General features: G+C 56.5%; 11 protein-coding genes. 9 read left to right on the forward strand and 2 right to left on the reverse strand.

The genetic code is table 11. From position 1 onward, the window contains the following. The first annotated feature begins 290 nt into the window (after nucleotides 1–290). The 3 genes from IAE55_RS20120 to IAE55_RS20130 all read left to right on the forward strand — a co-directional run bounded on the left by IAE55_RS20120 (nucleotide 291) and on the right by IAE55_RS20130 (nucleotide 6,827). Nucleotides 291–4,646, forward strand: a complete 4,356-nt coding sequence (locus IAE55_RS20120; RefSeq protein ID WP_200633699.1) for a X2-like carbohydrate binding domain-containing protein — start codon at nucleotides 291–293, stop codon at nucleotides 4,644–4,646. A gap of 168 nt (nucleotides 4,647–4,814) precedes the next feature. Next, the gene (locus IAE55_RS20125; RefSeq protein WP_145156616.1) at nucleotides 4,815–5,399 is read left to right on the forward strand and encodes a TetR/AcrR family transcriptional regulator; all 585 of its coding nucleotides are present in this window, start codon (nucleotides 4,815–4,817) and stop codon (nucleotides 5,397–5,399) included. A 222-nt stretch (nucleotides 5,400–5,621) separates the two neighbouring features. Beyond that, nucleotides 5,622–6,827 carry an MFS transporter gene (locus IAE55_RS20130; RefSeq protein WP_200633700.1) on the forward strand — a complete coding sequence of 402 codons (1,206 nt, stop codon included), beginning with the start codon at nucleotides 5,622–5,624 and terminating at the stop codon, nucleotides 6,825–6,827. A 196-nt stretch (nucleotides 6,828–7,023) separates the two neighbouring features. On the opposite strand, the gene IAE55_RS20135 is transcribed toward IAE55_RS20130, so the two are convergent. Then, nucleotides 7,024–7,986 (reverse strand): C45 family peptidase, encoded by a 963-nt coding sequence (locus IAE55_RS20135; protein WP_145156618.1) that lies wholly within the window; start codon nucleotides 7,984–7,986, stop codon nucleotides 7,024–7,026. A 286-nt stretch (nucleotides 7,987–8,272) separates the two neighbouring features. After that, complete coding sequence (locus IAE55_RS20140) at nucleotides 8,273–9,313, reverse strand: LacI family DNA-binding transcriptional regulator (RefSeq protein WP_200633701.1); 1,041 nt, start codon at nucleotides 9,311–9,313, stop codon at nucleotides 8,273–8,275. 520 nt (nucleotides 9,314–9,833) lie between these two features. Between IAE55_RS20140 and IAE55_RS20145 the strand changes: the two genes are divergently transcribed. The 6 genes from IAE55_RS20145 to IAE55_RS20170 all read left to right on the forward strand — a co-directional run bounded on the left by IAE55_RS20145 (nucleotide 9,834) and on the right by IAE55_RS20170 (nucleotide 20,337). After that, on the forward strand, nucleotides 9,834–10,757 hold the full coding sequence (locus IAE55_RS20145) for an ABC transporter permease (RefSeq protein WP_116231782.1): 924 nt from the start codon (nucleotides 9,834–9,836) through the stop codon (nucleotides 10,755–10,757). Between the two features lie 17 nt (nucleotides 10,758–10,774). Next, nucleotides 10,775–11,656 (forward strand): carbohydrate ABC transporter permease, encoded by an 882-nt coding sequence (locus tag IAE55_RS20150; protein ID WP_200633702.1) that lies wholly within the window; start codon nucleotides 10,775–10,777, stop codon nucleotides 11,654–11,656. A 56-nt stretch (nucleotides 11,657–11,712) separates the two neighbouring features. Further along, on the forward strand, nucleotides 11,713–13,311 hold the full coding sequence (locus tag IAE55_RS20155) for an ABC transporter substrate-binding protein (RefSeq protein ID WP_105443787.1): 1,599 nt from the start codon (nucleotides 11,713–11,715) through the stop codon (nucleotides 13,309–13,311). Between the two features lie 154 nt (nucleotides 13,312–13,465). Continuing rightward, nucleotides 13,466–14,929, forward strand: a complete 1,464-nt coding sequence (locus tag IAE55_RS20160; protein WP_200633703.1) for a glycoside hydrolase family 32 protein — start codon at nucleotides 13,466–13,468, stop codon at nucleotides 14,927–14,929. Between the two features lie 86 nt (nucleotides 14,930–15,015). Continuing rightward, complete coding sequence (locus IAE55_RS20165; RefSeq protein WP_200633704.1) at nucleotides 15,016–15,906, forward strand: ROK family protein; 891 nt, start codon at nucleotides 15,016–15,018, stop codon at nucleotides 15,904–15,906. Between the two features lie 597 nt (nucleotides 15,907–16,503). After that, on the forward strand, nucleotides 16,504–20,337 hold the full coding sequence (locus IAE55_RS20170) for a GH32 C-terminal domain-containing protein (RefSeq protein WP_442793342.1): 3,834 nt from the start codon (nucleotides 16,504–16,506) through the stop codon (nucleotides 20,335–20,337). The last annotated feature ends 74 nt before the right edge of the window (nucleotides 20,338–20,411 follow it).

A 20,411-nucleotide genomic window follows, 5' to 3' on the forward strand; every position in this document is an offset into this window, starting at 1 on the left:
CGGCTGTTTTTTTTGAATACCCATAACTGAAAAAAACCTTTGCAGTCCGGACAAAACACCAGTTTTTTGGGAAAAGTGTACGCCGGAACACCCAGATGTACCTGTTCAGAAAATGAGGAAGTCCCTATCATCAGCAATATAGAAAGCGCTGTCATTTCGTGTTCGGTGGCCGGCCGTCTGTGGCGTCAGCGTCCTGGAAGCCAGCATCCGTCAAGCGGTCCGAAATAAGGTCATCCGTACAACGCGAAGGCGCCTCTAAGTTTTTCATGCTGGGAGGAGATGATGGAATCATGATGAAGCGGTTGGGAAGGAAGATGGGGCTTATCCTGCTGGTGATGCTGGTACTGGTGCAGACTGGATGGGCTGGACAAAAGCTGAACGTGGCCGAAGCGGCCAACAAGGAGCTGGCCCAAAAGCCGTACATGGGCTGGAGCAGCTACAGTATGCAGGTGTATGATTCTGCGGGCAACTGGACGTCGGCGGAGAGCATCAAGAAGCAGTCCGACGCGATGCGTGACAAGCTGCAGTCCCACGGATACAACTACATCAATATTGATGCGGGCTGGAACGGAGACATGGACGAGTACGGCAGGCCGATTCCGAGCACGAAACTGTATCCGAACGGATTTCAGGAGGTCATCGATTATGTGCACCATAACGGGCAGAAAATCGGTATTTATCTGATTCCCGGCCTGTCGATTGATGCCTATAAGAAGGATCTCGAAGTTTATGGGACTGGCGGCGCCTGCCGGGTCCGCGACATTGCAGCACAGCCGCTCAAGATTGTCGATGCCTGGAACTCATACACGTACAAAATCGACTTCAGCAACCCATGTGCGCAAAAGTATGTGGACTCCATCGCCGACATGCTCGGGGATTGGGGGATCGATTTCGTCAAATTCGACAGCGTCACGCCGGGATCGGGCAACAACAACCTGAACCTCGACTCCCGCGGGGACGTGAAGGCCTGGTCCGAGGCGCTGGCACGCCACGACATTTGGTTCGAGATCTCGTGGGCGCTGGACCACAACTACGTGGACTTTTGGAAAAAGTATGCCAACGGCTGGCGCATTCAATGGGATGTAGAAGCCTATGACAGCAATGTCGGGCTGACGCAGTGGGCCAATATCGCCCGCCTGTTCCCGGATGCAGCGGTATGGTGGAGGGACGCCGGGCCGGCCACCGGTTGGAACGACTTTGACTCCCTGAACGTCGGCAACGGCTCGATGGACGGCTTGACCAAAGACGAGCGCCAGACGGCCATGACCTTCTGGGCGATATCGGCGGCGCCGCTCTATATCGGCAACGATATGACCCGGCTTGATGACTACGGGCTCAAGCTGCTGACCAACGACGAGGTGATCGCTGTCAATCAGTCGGGACGCCCGGCCCACCCGGTGTCGATAGACACCCAGCAGCAGGTGTGGTACGCCAACAACGGGGACGGCACCTACAGCGTTGCCTTGTTCAATCTGGGCAGCCGCAGTACCGAAGTCAAGGTTAACTGGAAGGACATCGGTCTGGCCGGCTCGGCCAAGGTGAGGGACTTGTGGAGCCATGCGGAGCTTGGAACCTTTGATGACGGATACGCAGCCGTATTGGAGCCGCATGCCTCCCGAATGTTCAAGGTAACGGCTGTTCAAGGAACATCGGCAGTTAATGACGACGATACGGGCATCCGATATACCGGGGACTGGCAGCGGAACGGCGGCTACGAGCAGACGCCTGCCGTGCAAAATCTGGCTGTGACGATTAAAGACTCCGCATCTGTACAAGGTGTAGGGCCCGAGCAAGACAAAGGCGGCGTTCAGCCGGGGGCTGCAGGTGGCGCTCAACCGGAAAAAGCAGAGGCCGTTCAGCCGGAGGAGCAAAGTGATGATATTCAACCGGATGGCGCCGGCCAATCCGCCGCCACGCAGCCTGATGCAGCCGCGGACAGCCAGACCTCTGACTCCGGTAAGGCAATTTCCAGCCCTTCGGACAAGAGCGCCGCCGATGTCCCTGCATCCGCAGAAGCGACGGTCACTCATTCGGTGTATATCAACGATGATGATCCTGGGATTACATACAGCGGCAGCTGGTTGTCACAGGGAGACCGGCCGGCGGGGGACTATAAAGGGGATGTTCATTTTACCGAAACGGACGGGGACTACTTCGAGTATTCCTTTAACGGCAGCGGTATTGACCTGATTACGGAGAAGGATCCGGAGCAAGGGGATGTAGACGTCTACTTGGACGGAGCGGCTGAACCGGAAACGGTCAGCACGTATACGGAAGGCAGCAAGCAGGCGCAGCAGGTGGTGTACACCGTATCGGGGCTTACGGAAGGTCCGCATACGATCAAGGCGGTTAAAAAAACGGGCACATATATGCTGCTGGACGCGCTGAAGGTGACGACAGGCCATCTGATCGCCCCGGTGTCCGCCAGCTATGACAGGGAGGCGGCTAATCCGTCCGACCTTACCGTGAATCTGACGCTGGGGAGCGGGTCGCTTACGGCCATTCAGAACGGCGCCGATGTGCTGAAGAACGGCAGCGATTATACGGTAAGCGGCGGCACGGTAACCATCAGCAAAGCTTATCTTGCCAAGCAGCCGGAGGGTCCGGCAGCATTGAGATTTAGGTTTGAAGGCGGGGACAGCGAGGCGCTGAGCGTGGACATCCGCGGCAAAGCGGCGCAGAACAGCTCGATCGACCCGAAGGAGGCCAGCTTCGACAAAAGCGCCGGCCAGCAGCAGGACTTGTCCGTGAAGCTGGGGCTTAACGGCAACACCTTGACCGCCGTAGAATACGACGGGCAGCCTTTAATGGAGAATGAGTATGCCGTTGACCAGGATACGGTGACGATCAAAAAGGAATTTTTGGCGGGGCTGCCGGGTGATGACATCACGCTCAAATTTATGTTCAGCGCTGGCGATCCGCAGACGCTGACCGTCCATATGACCGGTGCGGAGACGGTGCGCTATACGACTCTGAACGATGACGATCCGGGTATCGTCTATCATGGAGCCTGGAACCGCAGCACCGGAAGGAATTTCGGTGACTACAAGGACGATGTACACTATACGGAAGCCAACGGCGATTCCTTTGAGCATACGTTCCGGGGAACGGGCATCCAGTTCTTTACCGAGATCGACCCGTCGCAGGGAGACGTGGATATTTACCTGGACGGCGAGTTTCAGAAAACCGTGAGCTCATACAGCGAGCAGCGCCAGCCGCAGCAGAAGCTGTACAGCGTGAGCGGGCTGAAGGAAGGGTTTCATACGCTGAAAGTTGTGAAGAAATCCGGCCGCTTCATGCTGGTGGATATGCTCAAAGTCGAAATCCCCGACTTGATCAGCCCGGTATCGGCCGTGTTTGACAAGTCAGCGGTTAACCAGAAGGATGTGGCGGTCACCTTGCTGCAGCAGCCGCAATTGTTCAGCGGCATAGCGAACGGGAAGAACCGGCTCGTCGAAGGAACCGATTATACGGTTGAAGGCAGCCGGGTGATTCTAAGCAAAGCTTATCTGGCCGCCCAGCCGGCCGGAACGATGCAGCTGGCGTTCGCGTTCGGAGGGGATTATCAGAACGACGTCCATTATACGGCAGCAAACGGTGATGAACTCGCCTATACGTTCAAAGGGACGGGCGTGGAGCTGGTGGGTCCCGTTGGACCGGCGCTGGGAGACATCGACGTGTACCTGGATGGCGTGCTGAAGAATACCGTCAGCGCCCACAGCGATCAGCGCCTGGTATCACAGCCATTATACAGCGTTTCCGGTTTGACTGACGGAACCCATACGCTGAAAGCGGTGAAGAAATCGGGCGATCTGATGCTTGTGGACCAGCTGAAATTCACCGTGCCAGCGGCAGGCACAGGCACGGGCCCGGTAGATCCCGGCACGCCGAACCCGCCAACTGGGCCGTCCGGTCCAACAGCACCTGGCCCGGGATCAAGCTCCGGGGGACCTTCGTCAGGAGCGGCAGCGCCTCCGTCCACGCTTGAACCCGGGGATCAGGACGATAACCCGAATGAGCGGCATACCGCATATATTCAGGGATATCCGGACGGCACATTCCGGCCGGATCAGCCGGTTACGCGCGCCGAGATGGCGGTCATTCTGTCCAAAGCGCCTCCGCAGGCAGCAGGCGACACGGCCGGCACGGCAGCCAGCGCGTTTCGCGACGTGAAAGACGGCTTCTGGGCTGGGAAGGCTATCGCTGCCGTAACGGGTGCGGGCTTGATGAAGGGCTATGAAGACGGCACCTTCAAGCCGGATCAGGCCATCACGCGCGCCGAAATGGCTATGCTGGCCAGCCGGCTGAAGCCGGGTGCTTCCGCGGCGGGCAGTGGCTTCCGCGATACCGCGAGCCACTGGGCGGAGAGCGCTATCGCGAAGGCGCAGGGAGCCGGCATTCTGAACGGCTACCCGGACGGCACCTTCCGCCCGTCCAATGCGCTGACGCGCGCGGAGGCAGTAACGGCACTGAACCGCGCGCTCGGCCGCGGGCCGCTCTATGGAACGGCCGCGCTGCCTTGGAGCGATGTGCCTGCTGAATATTGGGCGTATAAGGATATCGCCGAAGCCTCGCTGGATCATCCGGTGAAGGCAAGAAAAGCAGGCGGGGAAGATTGGGCAGGGGAGACGGCTAAGCAGCCGTAAAAATACATCATCCAGGGGTCTGTATCCCAGATCCCTTGGAAAATGATCGGTTGAATGCAGCAGGCCGCCGAAACACCGGCGGTCTGCATGTTGTGAGGACGCTGCTAAAAAATACTGGACTACTCGTTCCAGTTCGTATATACTTGTGCTCAAAGGGAGGTGGCGCCGATGGGACGCACCAAAGAATTTGACCGGGATCAAGTGCTCCGCAAAGCTATGACGGTGTTCTGGAAGAAAGGTTACGAAGCGACGAGCATACCGGATTTGCTGGAAGCGATGGGTCTTAGCCGTTCCAGTTTGTATGAAACGTTCCAGGATAAGCAGTCCCTGTATTACGAGGCGATCCAGCACTACAAAAAGTTGTCGCAAAGAAAGCGGGATGTGTTAATCGCCGCTCCTACCGCCATTGAGGGCATCCGGCAGTATTTCGAGATTCATATCACGAGTGCTTTTGCCGCGCAGGACGAAGTCCTTCCCAATGGGTGCATGATTACGAACGCAGCCCTGAGTTTCGACGCCATGGACGAACCGCTGCAGAACATGGTCAAGAATAGCTTTGATGAACTGGAACGGCTGTTTTACGAAAAATTAAAGAGAGGGCAGGAGACCGGAGAAATTTCTCCCGACAAAGACATTCGTCTCTTATCGTTCATGCTGCTCAATCTCAACCACAGCGTTAACGTGGTGGCGAAAATTCAGCAGGACAGCACGAAGGCGCGGGAGATGATCGAAATGGTGCTGGGCATGCTGTAACGAAGCCTCCGCTTCCTGATCGGCAACAAAAACTTCCGCTAGCGGTCCGACTTCTGCGAAGAAACGTCGGCAGGCATTTTTTTTAGCCATACTGGAACGGGTGTTCCAAAAAAGAATTTTTGAGAAAAAATATTTTTTTGTTAAAAAACATGAGGCGGACTGTTCCTAAACTGGAACGATTGTTCCGAAAAAGGGATGCCTTACAAACAAAGGAGAAATGTTATGAGTACCATCGCAAAAGAAAAGCCTCACGCCGCTGCCGTTTCATCCTGGATCAACCTGATCCTCGCCGTCGCATGTGGCATCATCGCTGCCAACTTGTATTATGCGCAGCCTCTCGTAGGATCGATCAGCTCAGCTCTGGGATTATCCTCCGGGGCGGCGGGATTGATCGTCACCTTAACTCAAATCGGTTACGGAATCGGCCTGTTATTGATCGTTCCCTTAGGAGATTTGCTCGAAAACCGTAAGCTTGTGGTCACCCTGCTGATCTTTAACGTGGTCGTGCTTCTCATCGCTGCTGAAGTCCGTAACGCGGCTTTGTTTCTTGCTTCATCGCTGTTTATCGGCGTAGGGTCCGTTGCCGCCCAGATCCTGGTTCCGTACGCAGCTCATCTGTCACCTGAGGAAACGCGGGGACGCAATGTAGGGAATGTCATGAGCGGCCTGCTCCTTGGCATCATGCTCGCCCGTCCGGCTGCCAGCTTGGTGGAAGACTTCCTTGGATGGCACGCCATCTTTATTCTGTCCGCCGTTCTGATTCTGGTGCTTGCGCTGGTGCTGGCCAAGGCGCTTCCGGCAAGACGTCCGCAAACATCCATCAGCTACCCGGAGATCCTGTCGTCGATGCTGAAGCTGCTGAAGACGACGCCGATTTTGCGGCGCAGAGCTCTTTACCACGCGTTTCTGTTTGCTTCGTTCAGCCTGTTTTGGACAACGGTTCCTATGCTGCTGGTCAGCCCGGCATTTCATTTTTCCCAGACAGGGGTCGCCCTGTTCGCCTTGGTAGGGGTAGCCGGAGCGGCGGCTGCGCCGGTTGCCGGCCGTCTTGCCGATAAAGGGTGGATCCGCCCCGGTACAGGGATTGCCCTTGGACTCGCTGTCGTTTCCATGCTCCTGCCTATTGTGATCCATGGCGGTTCCCTGCTATCGATCATTAGCCTGGTCGTGGCCGCCATTGTATTGGATATGGCCGTTTCCGCCAATCTGGTGCTCGGGCAGCGCTCCATTTTCGCACTGGGTGCAGAGCTTCGCAGCCGGCTGAACGGCTTGTTCATGGCTATCTTTTTCGCCGGCGGGGCTATTGGTTCCGCAGTAGGCGGATGGGCGTATGCACAAGGCGGATGGGAAGCGGCCATATGGCTTGGCGTTCTTTTTCCGGTGCTGGCTTTGCTCTACTTCTTAACGGAGAAAAAAGAAGCGAGATAACAAGTTTGGTATCATCCGGAAGATCGCTGCTGGATTTCTCAAAAAAAGCAACCGTACAAGGGGAATGGCCCCGTTTATAAGGCAGGGATCAAAACACCTTGCACGTTTAAGCAGCCAGTCGTCGATAATGAATCGGCGACTGGCTATTTAGTTTCGCTTTTATACCTCCCTGAGAGAAATGCTATATCCTACCCGCCTAATTCTCGGACAATAGAATGTTAATCTCAGCCTCTGGCGACGCCGGCGTGGCGAAAAGCTGCTGTCCTTCAGGCCAGTGATAATGAACCGTTTCCGTTACAGGATCGATTTCGACCGTATAAAGCGTGCCGAAATGATTCGAAAACTTGCGATGATACAACGGCTCTTTATGAAAATCCTGAGGCGATACGGCACCGCCCATTCTGAGAAGATGGTCGAACCGCTCCACGGTCCGGTGTTCGTCGTGCGCGGAATCTTGAACTCGTCTCTGATGATTCGTGCAGCAAATGAGACCGTCAGCTGCGCTCACGCCTTCCGGCGAGGTGTAGACGACGCTGAAACGGCCTTCTCGATCCAAGAGCGAGATGTTTTGAACAAGCCGGTGGGGGATCGAGTACAGCCGTTCCACTGCCTCAGGAACCGTTGCCGAAGTGGCCAAGAGGTAGCGGACAATGAGCGGAATGCTGAACCCGTTACCTACCGTGAAGTCCCCGCCAAACGTGATAGCCGCTGCGAGACCGTGATGGTTCAGGCCATCGAGATAGCCCCAGCCGCCTTCGGCGGAACCCATGATCCACCCTCCATCAGGCAATGGCTCGTAACGGAATACGCCGCTGAACCCGGCCAAGCTGAAGTCGTAATTTCGGATTAAAGTATGATGGCCTAATCGGTGGGATATCGAGTTGCTGCAGCCGGAGAAGAAGGGAGGGAGGTTATACATAGCAAGCAGCTGAGCTTCACCGGGACGTTCTGGTGAAACGGACAGCAAGGCCTCGTATTCGGGGAGCAGTTCGGGCATGAAATCGCTGAGAGCAAGCCGCACTTTCTCGGGATCCATGGGGTTCTGGGGACGGAACGCCTCCATACTCCAGTGCTGGGCGATATGGGAAGCCCATACCGTAGGATGCGATGCAAGGACCGGCAGCCGCTTAAACCAAAAAGGTTTCGTTTCATTTACCATCTCTGAGTCTCCTTTTCATGAATCATGTTTGAAAAAATCCTTCACCTGTTACGTTATCTCAATCGAGCCCGTTCGGCCTGTTCTTTTGTGCGGTCTTTGGATAGCCCAGCTGCCGATAGGATCAAATGAATGGCTTTCACCGAAAAAAAGCCCGGCTGCTGTACTGCAAAGCGCCGGACTGCGGATATTCGTATGATGTAACCGGATTGGTTCTTCGATAGCGGCATTCAGGAGAAACAGACTGCTCTCTTGGCTCGTTCTTATGCCATGCTGCCTGGAGCCTGGATTATTGGGCGGCTTGCGTCGACTCCCGGAACAGCGGCTTGGTCTGGATATGCGTGACCTGGTAAGGCTGCTCCGGCTCCTTGATGCGGGAGAGCAGCATACTGGCGGCGGTAATGCCCATCTCGTCACTATAGATGTGCACAGTCGTCAAACGAGGCTCGACAATGCGCGACTCGGGCGCGTCGTCGAATCCGGCCACGACGATGTCCTCCGGAATGGCGATCTGACGGTTCTTCAAAGCCTTCATCACGTTGACCGCGATAAAGTCATTTGCGCATACAAAGCCTGATGGCGTGTCTGGCATCTTGTCCAGCCGCTGCTCCATCCAGTCGGACTCCGAGAAAAATTCGCGGTCCGGTTCCAGAACGCACTGGCTGCGGTCCAGCGGAATTCCCGCTTCTACAAGGGCCCGGTTAAAGCCGGCCCAGCGCTCGTTGAAGCTTTTGCAGTGATTGTAGTCGCCGATAAAACCGAGCGAGCCGCAGCCGTCATCGATAAGCCGTTTGGTCATAAAATAGGTGCTGTGTTCGTTTTCCATCAGTAGCAGGTCGGCTTCAAGGTCGGGATAAGACATGTCTGCCGCACAGTCGATGAATATGGTTGGGAGCCCCAGACTCGTGATGAGCTTGCTGTATGCCATGTCGAACAGTTCGATGCAGATGATGCCGTCCACCTTGGACGCTTCAAAATTGTTCGGAAGCTGGAGGGAGCTTCGCTCGATGTCCCTTACGATATGAATGGATAAATTGTACCCTTCGCCGCTGATGCGTTTCTCCAGTCCGCTGATCAGCTTGGCCCCGAAATGCGACATGCTAGGCATGTTTTGCGTCAGCAGGGCGATATTGCCGGGGTTTTTCGGCATCAGGCTTTCGGTTTCCATGTAAGCAAACTGCTTGTACTTCAGCTCGATCGCTTTCTTGATGACCCGGTTGCGGGTCTCGCCCGGTATGCTGTCGCTGCCGTTCAGCGCTTTGGACGCCGTGTTCCGGGAAATGCCCAGCGCATCGGCGATATCCTGAATGGTGACTTTCTCTTTCCCCATGTATTCGATGTTCACCTCTAACGATTATTAATACGGAAGGAAGTTCCTCTCATAAACCTGCATGCATTCGATCTCAGGTATCCTATGACCAATGTATACCAGATTGCTTCAAATAGCAATGTTAACTTTACAAATGCACAAATATATAATGCTTTCGCTGTGCAAAATGACATGCGACTGAAGTGGATGACTTTACATAGGCAATTTTTATGCACACATCGGAATCGGAATCGACAGACCACGCTTTGGAAAGACACAGTTGGTCTCTGAACTGACTGAAAAAGTGACATTTCAACAAAACAATGAACCTCTATGAACAAATTACATTGGTCAATTGCACAAATAAATATTTACAAAAGTTATTGACGAAGATTACATCGTCTGCTAAATTGTAAAAGCAGCGGCACCTTAAAGGTGCAGATGTAAGCCCTTTCGGTGAGCTGCATGTAAACTTTTTGCGCAAAGAACGGAGGTCACGGTTTTGGAAAATACGGTAGAAGTGGATCCAAGGGCGGCGGCAGTGAGGAGGAAGAGCTCTGCGGGGCGGGTGCTGCAGACGGTCAGAAAGCATTATTTTCTGTACGTGCTGTTGGCTCCGGCGCTTATTCTGACCCTGATTTTCAAATATGTCCCGATGTACGGGGCGATTATCGCCTTTAAGGATTTCAGCCCGATCAAGGGCATCATGGGCAGCGAATGGGTAGGACTGAAGCATTTTGAGAAGTTTCTCTCCTCGCCTAATTTCGACGTCATATTTATGAATACGCTTAAACTCAGTTTCTTCGGACTGATTTTCAGCTTTCCCGTGCCGATCCTGCTGGCGCTCATGCTCAATCAGGTCCGGAGGGCGGGCGTGAAGAAGAACGTTCAGCTGTTTCTGTACGCGCCGAACTTCATTTCGGCGGTTGTCATCGTGGGTATGCTGTTCATCTTTTTGTCCCCGACGGGACCGGTCAACCATCTGCTGACATGGATCACGGGAGAGCCGCTGATGTTTATGTCCGAGCCGAAATATTTCCGCTGGATCTACATCCTCTCCGACATCTGGCAGGGCGCCGGCTGGGCATCGATCATTTACGTGGCTGCTCTGGCGAACGTCGACCCGGAGCTGCACAATGCGGCAAGCCTGGACGGGGCGAACCTGCTCCAGCGCATCCGCCACATCGACCTGCCGACGATCCGGCCGATCATGGCCATCGTGTTCATTTTGGCGGCGGGAGGCATCATGTCGATCGGGTTTGAAAAAGCGTACCTGATGCAGACCTCGATGAACCTTCCGGCTTCCGAGATCATCGCCACCTATGTGTACAAGGTCGGTTTGCAGTCCGGCGACTATGCGTATTCCGCGGCGGTCGGCCTGTTCAACTCAGTGATCAACGTCGTGCTGCTGCTCACGGTCAACTTTATCGTCAAGAAGCTTAATGAGGGCGAAGGACTTTATTAGGAAGGAGCTTATCAACTATGGCTGTTAAACAATCGCCGTTCGACCGGTTTCTGCTGATTCTGAACGGCCTGTTCCTGACGGTGGCGGTGCTGCTGATCGTCGTGCCGCTCGTTTACGTCGTGGTGGCGTCATTTATGGATCCGACCGTGCTGCTGAATCAGGGCCTGTCGTTTCGCATCTCGGACTGGAGCCTGGAGGGCTACCGGAAAATATTGTCCAACCCGGCTATGCTGCGGGGCTTCGGCAATTCCGTATTTTACTCCGCTGCATTTGCCCTCGTTACCGTGACTGTATCGGTATGCGCAGGCTATGCCTTGTCTGATTCGCGGCTGGCGGGCCGGAAAATTTTTATGACGCTGTTTGTGATCACGATGTTTTTCGGCGGGGGCCTGATTCCTACATATCTGCTGGTCAAGCAGCTTGGCATGCTGGATACGGTGTGGGCCATCATCATTCCGGGTGCGGTCAATGTCTGGAACATCATCCTGTCCCGGACCTTTTTCAAAGGCGTGCCGAATGAGCTGAGGGAGGCGGCCAACGTCGACGGCGCGACGGAGGCGGGCATTTTTTTTCGGATCGTGCTGCCGCTTTCCAAACCGATTATTTTTGTGCTGGCTCTCTATGCTTTTGTCGGGCAGTGGAATTCCTATTTCGACGCGATGATTTATCTGGAGGATGCGAAGCTTCACCCGCTGCAGCTCGTGCTGCGCTCGATCCTGATCCAGAACCAGGCGGCGCCGGGCATGATCAGCGACCAGCTGGCGATGAACGAGCTCAAGCGCCTCTCGGAAATGATCAAATACTCGGCGATCGTCATTTCCAGTCTGCCGCTGCTCGTAATGTATCCGTTTTTCCAAAAGTATTTCGAAAAAGGTGTGATGGTCGGTTCCCTGAAATAGGGACGGCCTGAACATACATGGCACTGATCCATTTTAATCCTTTGGAGGTCATAACGATGAACAAAAAGAGAAATCGCAAGGCTGCTGCCATGACGGCATCCGTTTCAGCGCTCGCGGCGCTGCTGCTGCTGTCCGGCTGCGGAGGAAGCGGCGGAGACGCCAAGGAGTCGCCTGACGGGAAAGTCACCCTCAATTTTCTGACGCAGAGCTCGCCGCTGGCACCCGCGGACCCGAACGACAAGCTCATCAATAAGCGGCTGGAAGAGAAGACCGGCATTCATATCAATTGGAAAAATTACACGAACGACGTTTTTGCGGAGAAAAGAAACCTGGCCGTGGCGAGCGGCGATCTGCCGGATGCGATCTTTGACGCCGGGTATGGCGATTATGATCTGCTGAAGCTGGCCAAGGACGGGGTGATCATTCCCCTCGACGATCTGATCGAGCAGCATATGCCGAACTTCAAAAAGGTGCTGGAGCAGGCGCCGGAATATAAAAAGATGATTACCGCGCCTGACGGCCACATCTATTCTTTCCCCTGGATTGAAGAGCTGGGTTCCGGCAAAGAACGGATTCAGTCCGTGGACGACCTGCCGTGGATCAACGTGGAGTGGCTGAAAAAGCTGGGGCTGTCCATGCCGAAGACCACCGAGGAGCTGAAGAAGGTGCTGATCGCCTTCAAAACGCAGGACCCGAACGGCAATGGCAAGGCGGACGAAATTCCGCTCTCCTTTATCAACAAGCCGGGCGGGGAAGACCTGGCCTTCCTGTTCGGTTCTTTCGGGCTTGGAGAGAACTGGGACCACACCGTCGTAACCGATGACGGCAAGGTTGTCTTTACTGCAGCGGAGGAAGGTTATAAGGAAGCGATCAAGTACGTTCACGAACTGTACCAGGAAGGCTTGATCGATATTGAATCCTTCCAGCAGGACTGGAACACCTATTTGGCGAAAGGCAAGGATAACCGGTACGGACTGTATTTTACATGGGATAAGGCCAACATCACCGGCATGAACGATACGTATGACGTGATGCCTCCGCTGGCAGGACCAAGCGGCGAAGTCAACGTGACCCGCACGAACGGCATCGGGCTGGACCGCGGGCGCATGGTCATCACGAGCAGCAACAAACATTTGGAGGAGACGGCCAAATGGGTCGATCAGCTCTACGATCCGCTGCAGTCCGTCCAGGATAACTGGGGGACGTACGGGGATCAGACGCAGCAGAACATTTTCGAATTCGACGAAGCCAAGGGCATGCTGAAGCATCTGCCGCTGGAAGGCACAGCCCCTGTGGAGCTCCGGCAAAAGACGAGCATCGCCGGTCCGCTGGCTATCCTCGACGAGTACTATGGCAAATACACGACGATGCCGGACGACGCGGCATGGCGCCTTAAGCTGCTGAAGGACGTGATGGTGCCGCACATGAAGGCGAAAAATACGTATCCGAACGTCTTCTTCTCCATCGATGAGCTGGACCGGCTGTCCACCATCCAGACCGACATGTTTGCCTACCTCGAGCGGAAGCGCACCGAATGGTACCAGAACGGCAAAGTCGATCAGGAGTGGGACGCCTACCTCAAAGAGCTGAACCGGTTGGGGCTCCAGGATTGGCTGAAGATCAAGCAGGCGGGGTATGACCGCAGCGCGCAATAAAGGTTGATTAAAAAATCAAAAACAACATATCCGCACTTGCTTGGCGCATAAACGTTAGCAGTGCAGAATCCGGATGCGGCCGCCAGATGCCTTTGGGCAAAGATGCGGCCGGGTCCGCTGCAAATAAAACATGTAATTCAAAGGAGCACAGCTGATGTCCACATTCATATCGCACAACTACCGCGGGGCGTATCACTTTTCCCCGAAAGAACACTGGATGAACGACCCCAACGGAATGGTTTATTTCCAGGGGGAATACCACCTGTTTTACCAGCATCATCCCTTCGGGAACACCTGGGGACCGATGCATTGGGGACACGCGGTCAGCCGGGACCTGGTCGTCTGGGAAGAGCTCCCGATCGCCTTGGCGCCGGACGAGTTTGGCACGATTTTCTCCGGCAGCGCCGTGGTCGACTGGAACAACACGACCGGCTTTTTCGGCGGGGAGCCGGGGCTTGTCGCCATTTTTACGCAGCATGCCGAAGGACCGGAGGGCGGAGCGCCGGTGCAGCGCCAGAGCCTGGCATACAGCACGGATGCGGGACGGACCTGGACGAAGTATGCCGGCAACCCGGTGCTGTCGCATGACACCTTCGTGGACTTCCGCGATCCGAAAGTATTCTGGCATGAGGCTTCCTCACAGTGGGTGATGATTGTTGCCTGCGGCCAGACCGTCTGTCTGTACCGTTCGCCGAATCTGATCGACTGGACGCTGTCCAGCGAATTCGGGGAAGGCATCGGCAGCCATGACGGCGTGTGGGAGTGTCCCGACCTGTTTCCGCTGCCGATGGACGGGGACCCGGGCCAGACGAAGTGGGTGATGCTCGTCAGCATCGGCGATCATTCGGAGTTGGCGGAGGGGTCGCGCACGCAATATTTTACCGGGGACTTCGACGGGGAACGCTTTACGCCGGATGCCGTATCGCAGACCCGTGTGAGATGGATCGATTACGGCCGGGACAACTACGCCGGCGTCAGCTGGTCGGACGTGCCGGCCGAGGACGGCAGGCGCCTGTTCGTCGGCTGGATGAGCAACTGGAAATATGCCAATCAGACGCCGACCGGCGTGTGGCGGGGCGCGATGACCGTGCCGCGGGAGCTCAAGCTGGAGCTGCGCCAAGGTTCGGCCGAGCTGATCCAGCAGCCCGCCCGGGAATTGGAGGGATACCGCAAGGAGCTTCTGTCCCTGAAGCAGGTAACGGCTGCTCAGGCCTCCGCGCAGCTGGCCGATTTACAGCTGGAGAGCGGAGAGATTCGGATCCGCCTAGGATCCGGCCAATCGCTGGAGATGAAGGTACGGGCTGGCCGAGGTCAGGAGACGGTGATCGGTTACAGTGGTGGGGCGGGCGAAGTTTATATAGACCGGACCCGGGCGGGCTCGGCGGACTTTCATCCGCTGTTTGCCGGCAGGCATGCGGCAGCTCTCGATGCGGCGGACGGAACGGTGGAACTGCGAATCCTGATCGACCGGTCTTCGGTGGAGGTGTTCGCGGGCGGCGGCCGTGTGGTTCTCACCGACCTGATCTATCCGGATCAGGCATCCACCGGATTGTCCCTAAAGGTAGACGATGAGAAGGCGCTCGTTGAATCGCTCGACATTTACGATCTTTCTATTTAAATAACAACCTTATAAATACGAGCCTTGATCCAATGGAGAACCCTAATCCATCGACCGATAAAATTTGAAAAGAGAGGCACATCATCATGCGCATCGGAGCCATTGAAGCGGGCGGAACGAAATTCGTCTGCGGCATCGGAAACGAACACGGGCAAATCAGCGAAAGTATCAGCTTTCCGACGGGACGGCCTGAAGAAACGATGCCCCGGGTCATCGCTTATTTCAAGGATCGCCGGCCGGAAGCGATCGGGATCGGATCGTTTGGCCCGATCGACCTTCACCCCGGCAGCCCCGGGTATGGAAGCATGACGACCACCCCTAAGCCGGGCTGGGCGCATTATCCCTTGCTCGCGGAGCTGAAGCGGCACTTCGACGTCCCCTATGGCTGGGACACGGACGTGAATGCCGCCGCCTGCGGCGAGGCGCTGTGGGGAGCGGCCCGCGGGCTGGGCAGCTGCGCGTACTTCACGATCGGCACCGGCGTCGGTGTCGGCGTGTATGCTGGCGGCCGGCCCGTTCACGGGCTCGTCCATCCGGAAGGGGGGCATATTCCGGTCCGCCGTCATCCGGAGGACGGCTTCCCGGGCGCGTGCCCGTATCACGGGGACTGCCTGGAGGGGATGGCCGCCGGGCCGGCGCTGGAAGCGCGGTGGGGAGTGAAGGGGCCGCAGCTTGCCGCGGATCACGCGGCCTGGATCTTCGAGGCGTATTATGTCGCCCAGGCGGTCACGACAGCGGTCCTGATGCTCTCGCCGGAGAAGGTCATCCTGGGCGGGGGCGTCATGCAGCAGCCGCAGCTCTTCCCGCTGATCCGCCAAGAGGTTCAGCGGAGCCTGAACGGCTACGTGGACGCCTTGGAGCTCACGGACGGTATCGATGGTTACATCGTTCCGCCCGGACTCGGCGGCCAAGCCGGATTATACGGCGCACTTGCGCTAGGGTTTCAGGCGCTGGAGGCATCCGGACAGAAGGTATAGGAGCCTGCAGGGAAACCTGTTTCTAGCCCGCCTTCGCTTGGGGGCAGCCAGCCGCAGTACAGGCAGGCTGCCCGAAAGCGGGCGACGGTACAAACGGTACAGGTATACATATCGTGCTGAGCCGAATTAGGCTGGGAGGAACAACTGAGATGATGCTGGACAGGTTTTGGAGAGGCAGGGACAAGAAAAAGCCAAGGACAAGCTAAGGACAAGCTAAGGACAAGCCAAGGACAAGCCAAGGACAAGCCAAGGACAAGCCAAGGACAAGCCAAGAACAAGCCGAGGACAAGCCTTGAATATACTCGGCAGCCTTGTTCGGTTTCTCTCTAACCTAAGTCCAGCCTAGCTCAGTTCAGACATCGTTCATATCCGGTTTGAGTGTATTGCACTGTCGATTTGGTGTATTGCACTGTTTGTTTATAAGGAACACGCCAGTTTAACGCCGCGTAATGTAAGCGGTTACAATAAAGTTTTTTTTCATGCATCAGGCTTGTCTTCATGCACATTATTTTCATGCACAGATTTGTTTCATGTATAAGCTTGCAATCGTTTATATGTCATTTCTACACATTGTTCTGATGATAAGGAGGAGTGTTGATGAGATCAGCAAGAAAGATGCTGTCCGCGTGCCTGGCGGGAATTTTGGCATGTGCGTCCATCCTGCTGTATGAGTCTGACGAAGGGAGGGGATGGGCGATGCCTGCAGATTCCGAAGTTAAAGTTAACGGCGTGGCAGCTGTATTAACGAAGGAGGCGGACACGATGGCAGCGAGCGTCAATACGAACCTGGAAGGCTGGCAGGTCCAGGGCAAGGGCAAGCTTGAGCAGACGGCGGAGGGGCTGAAGCTGGCTTCCGATCCGCAGGAGAACGTGATGGCGGTCTCCAGCACGAAGGCGGACGATTTTATCTACGAAGCCGATGTCATGATCCAAAACGCCGAGGCCGATGCTTCGCTGCTTTTCCGCTCTAGCAGCGACGGCTGGTCTTCATACATGCTGCAAATCGTGCCGTCGTCGGGCATCATCCGCTTGAAAAACGCAGCCGGAGGAGGGCTCCATGAAGAACGTCAGGTGCCGCTGAAGGTCGGCGAAATCTATCACCTGAAAGTGAAGGCTGAGGGAACGAGCCTGCAGGTGTATTGGGGCAGCCAGTATCAGCCCGTCATCCGTGCGGTCGATACCGCTTATGCTTCCGGATATCTTGGGCTTCATGTGTGGAACGGTTCAGCCGTATTTCAGAATGTGAAGGTCGGAAGCCTTGCCGGCAATCTGGACGGTGTGCTCGCTTCAACCGGAAGCTGGCAGCCCGCTCTCAAAGGGCTTAAAGGAACGGGAACGACCGGACAACCCGCGCTACGGGTATACCAGAACATTGCTGCGGACGCCGTCTATGAAGGCAATGTCACACTGAGTGAAGCCTCATCCGCGGGACTGCTGATTCGGACAAATGCGGAGGGAACCGCCGGATATGAAGCTGTGCTGCGGAATCAAGGAAGCGGGGTACAGGTACTGCTGCGGAAAATGGACGGAACCAACATCGGCGCCTCGAGCCGCGTTTACCCCGATTCGCCAAACGCCAAGCATCATCTGGAGATCCAGGCCGTCGGGCCGAGGATTCAGGTGTTTGTGGACGGATATGCTCCCGCCGCCGTGGACGTGACGGATGATAGTTATTCGGCCGGATATACCGGACTGGTTGTAAGAGAAGGCACGGCATACGTCCAGGATGCCTATGTCACGCTTGAATCCGAATACTATACGGAAACATACCGGCCGGAGTACCATTACAGCCCGATCCGGGGGTCGGCAAGCGACCCGAACGGTCTCGTTTATTTTGAAGGGGAATATCATTTATTCCATCAGGATGGAGGACAGTGGGCGCATGCCGTCAGTCGTGACCTGCTGCACTGGAAGCAGCTGCCGATCGCCCTGCCCTGGAACGATCTGGGGCATGTCTGGTCAGGCTCGGCCGTGGCCGACACGACGAACGCTTCCGGATTGTTCGGAAGCTCAGGCGGCATGGGGTTGATCGCGTACTATACTTCCTTTTCGCCGGATCTGCCGAACGGCAACCAAAAGATCGGGCTGGCCTACAGCACCGATCAGGGACGGACCTGGCAGTACTCGGCGGAGCACCCGGTCGTGATCGATAATCCCGGCAAAAACGGTGCCGACCCGGGCGGCTGGGACTTCCGCGATCCGAAGGTCGTCCGGGATGAGGCGAACAGCCGCTGGGTGATGGTCGTCTCCGGCGGCGATCACATCCGTTTTTTTACCTCCCGCAATTTGATCGACTGGACGCTGACCGACAATTTCGGATACGGGGAGTACGTACGCGGCGGGGTGTGGGAGTGCCCGGACCTGTTTCAGCTTCCGGTAGACGGCACGGACCGGCGCAAATGGGTGCTGATGATCAGCACCGGCGCGAATCCGAAAACGCAGGGCTCCGACGCGGAGTATTTTATCGGGGAGCTGACACCGGAAGGTAAATTCGTGAACGACAATCCGGCGGGAACCGTGCTGAAGACGGATTGGGGCAAAGAATTTTATGCCTCAATGTCTTTCTCCGGCATGCCGGACGGGCGGCGGATTCTGCTGGCCTGGATGACGAACTGGGATTACCCGTTCAGCTTCCCGACGGAAGGCTGGAAGGGGCAAATGACCGTACCGCGGGAGGTCACGCTGCATACGACGGACAACGGCATCAGGCTGTTCCAGTCGCCGATCCGGGAGCTTGCCGGGCTGCGCAGCACCTTGTTCAGCGTGAAAAACCGTGAGGTTAGCGAATCGGCAGCGAACGTGCTTGGAGGAATTTCAGCAGGCGCCTATGAAATCGAAGCCGACATCGAGCTGCCGCAAAGCGGAGCCGCAGCTGAATTCGGATTTACGGTCCGCGAAGGCGGCGGGCAGAAGACGATGATCGGGTATAAGACTGCCGAACAGAAGCTATTCGTGGACCGCTCGTCATCCGGCGTTACCGATTACTCGAGCCTGCTGCAGACGAGGCATGAGGCCGCGCTCCAGCCGGACGGCAGCCACATCCGCCTGCGGATCCTTGTGGATGAATCCTCGGTGGAAGTGTTCGGCAATGACGGCAGGGTCGTCTTTTCCGACCTGATTTTTCCGGATCCGGCCCGGCGGGGCATGAGCTTCTATACCAAGGGAGGTAAAGTGAAGCTAGCGTCCTTGCAGGTGCATGCGCTGGACAATGTATGGCGTGAAGGGCGGAAGACGGGCTCCTCGATCATCCTGGATCGGAAAGAGCTGGAATTGTCTAAGGGTGATGAGGAGAAATTGTATGCATCTTACTTGGAATCCTCTGGAGCAAGCCATCCGCCGCTGGTATGGAAGTCCAGCAATCCCGGCGTCGTGCAGGTGACTTCCTCCAATCAGGGGGAATCTCCGGGGAAAGCGGTGCTTCGAGCGAATAAGGCGGGAACGGCCGTCATTACGGCCGTGTCGCCGAACGGGAAGGCTTCGGCCCGCTGTGTGGTAAACGTCACCGACGGGACGTTTACCACGAACCTGACGGGCTGGAAGCCGGATCTGTCGGCATCGCGGTGGGTTGTGACCGAACGTGGCATCCGGGGCAGCTATACAAGCGATGCGAACTACATGGCGCAGGAGCAGGCCGGGGATTTTGCCCTGGAAGCCGACATGACGTTGGGGGAGACAGGAGGCGCGGGCTCGATCCTGTTCCGGGCGAGCGCTGACGGCCGCAGCGGGTATTATTTCAATCTCGATCCGAACCTGAAGGCCATTCGACTTTTCTATAAAGTAGACGGGCGGTTTGAGGACAGGCAGGTGCTGGCCAAGGTCCCCAAGTTCATCCAGCCAGGCAAAACGTACCATGTCCGCATTGAGGCGAAGGGGCCGCAGATCCGGGCGGAAGTGGACGGGGTGCAAGTCTTCGACGTGAAGGACGGCACGTTTGCTGAGGGGCACTTCGGCGTGAACGTGTTCGGCGGGCAGGCGTTTTACCAGCAGGTGACGGTGAGCGGGATGGCTGATGCCAAGCTGGCCGAAACGACGCTGGTGAACGCGGCCTCCGGCCTTGCACTGTTTGCTGCGGAATCGCAAAACGGCGAACCGGTAACGGTGGGCGGCCCTGAAGGGGCTTCCCCGCAGGTATGGGTTTTCGTTCCTAACGGGGACGGGACATGGTCCATCCGGACCCAAGCGGGCAAAGCACTGGACCTCGACACGGGGCAGGGCCGGCTGCAGCTGTACGACTACCTCGGCTACAACAACCAGCGCTGGCGAGTGGAGTACCAAGAAGACGCTGTCGTTACGGTATACTCCGTACATAACGGCCAGGCGCTGGAGGTATCGACCGATGGGACAAAGCTGCAGCTGGGCGACCCGGCCGCCGGCGAGCCGCGGCAGCGCTGGAAGGTCCTGCCGGATGCCAATCTTCATCCGGGAAAATAAAATGCAGCAGCAAATGGGCTTATCGACTGCCCATGCAGAACAGACAGCGCAAATAGGGGCAACGCTGAGCTGAT

The sequence above is a fragment of the Paenibacillus sp. S28 genome (assembly GCF_016624415.1).
In the GTDB taxonomy this organism is placed as follows: Bacteria; Bacillota; Bacilli; order Paenibacillales; family Paenibacillaceae; genus Paenibacillus_AQ; species Paenibacillus_AQ favisporus.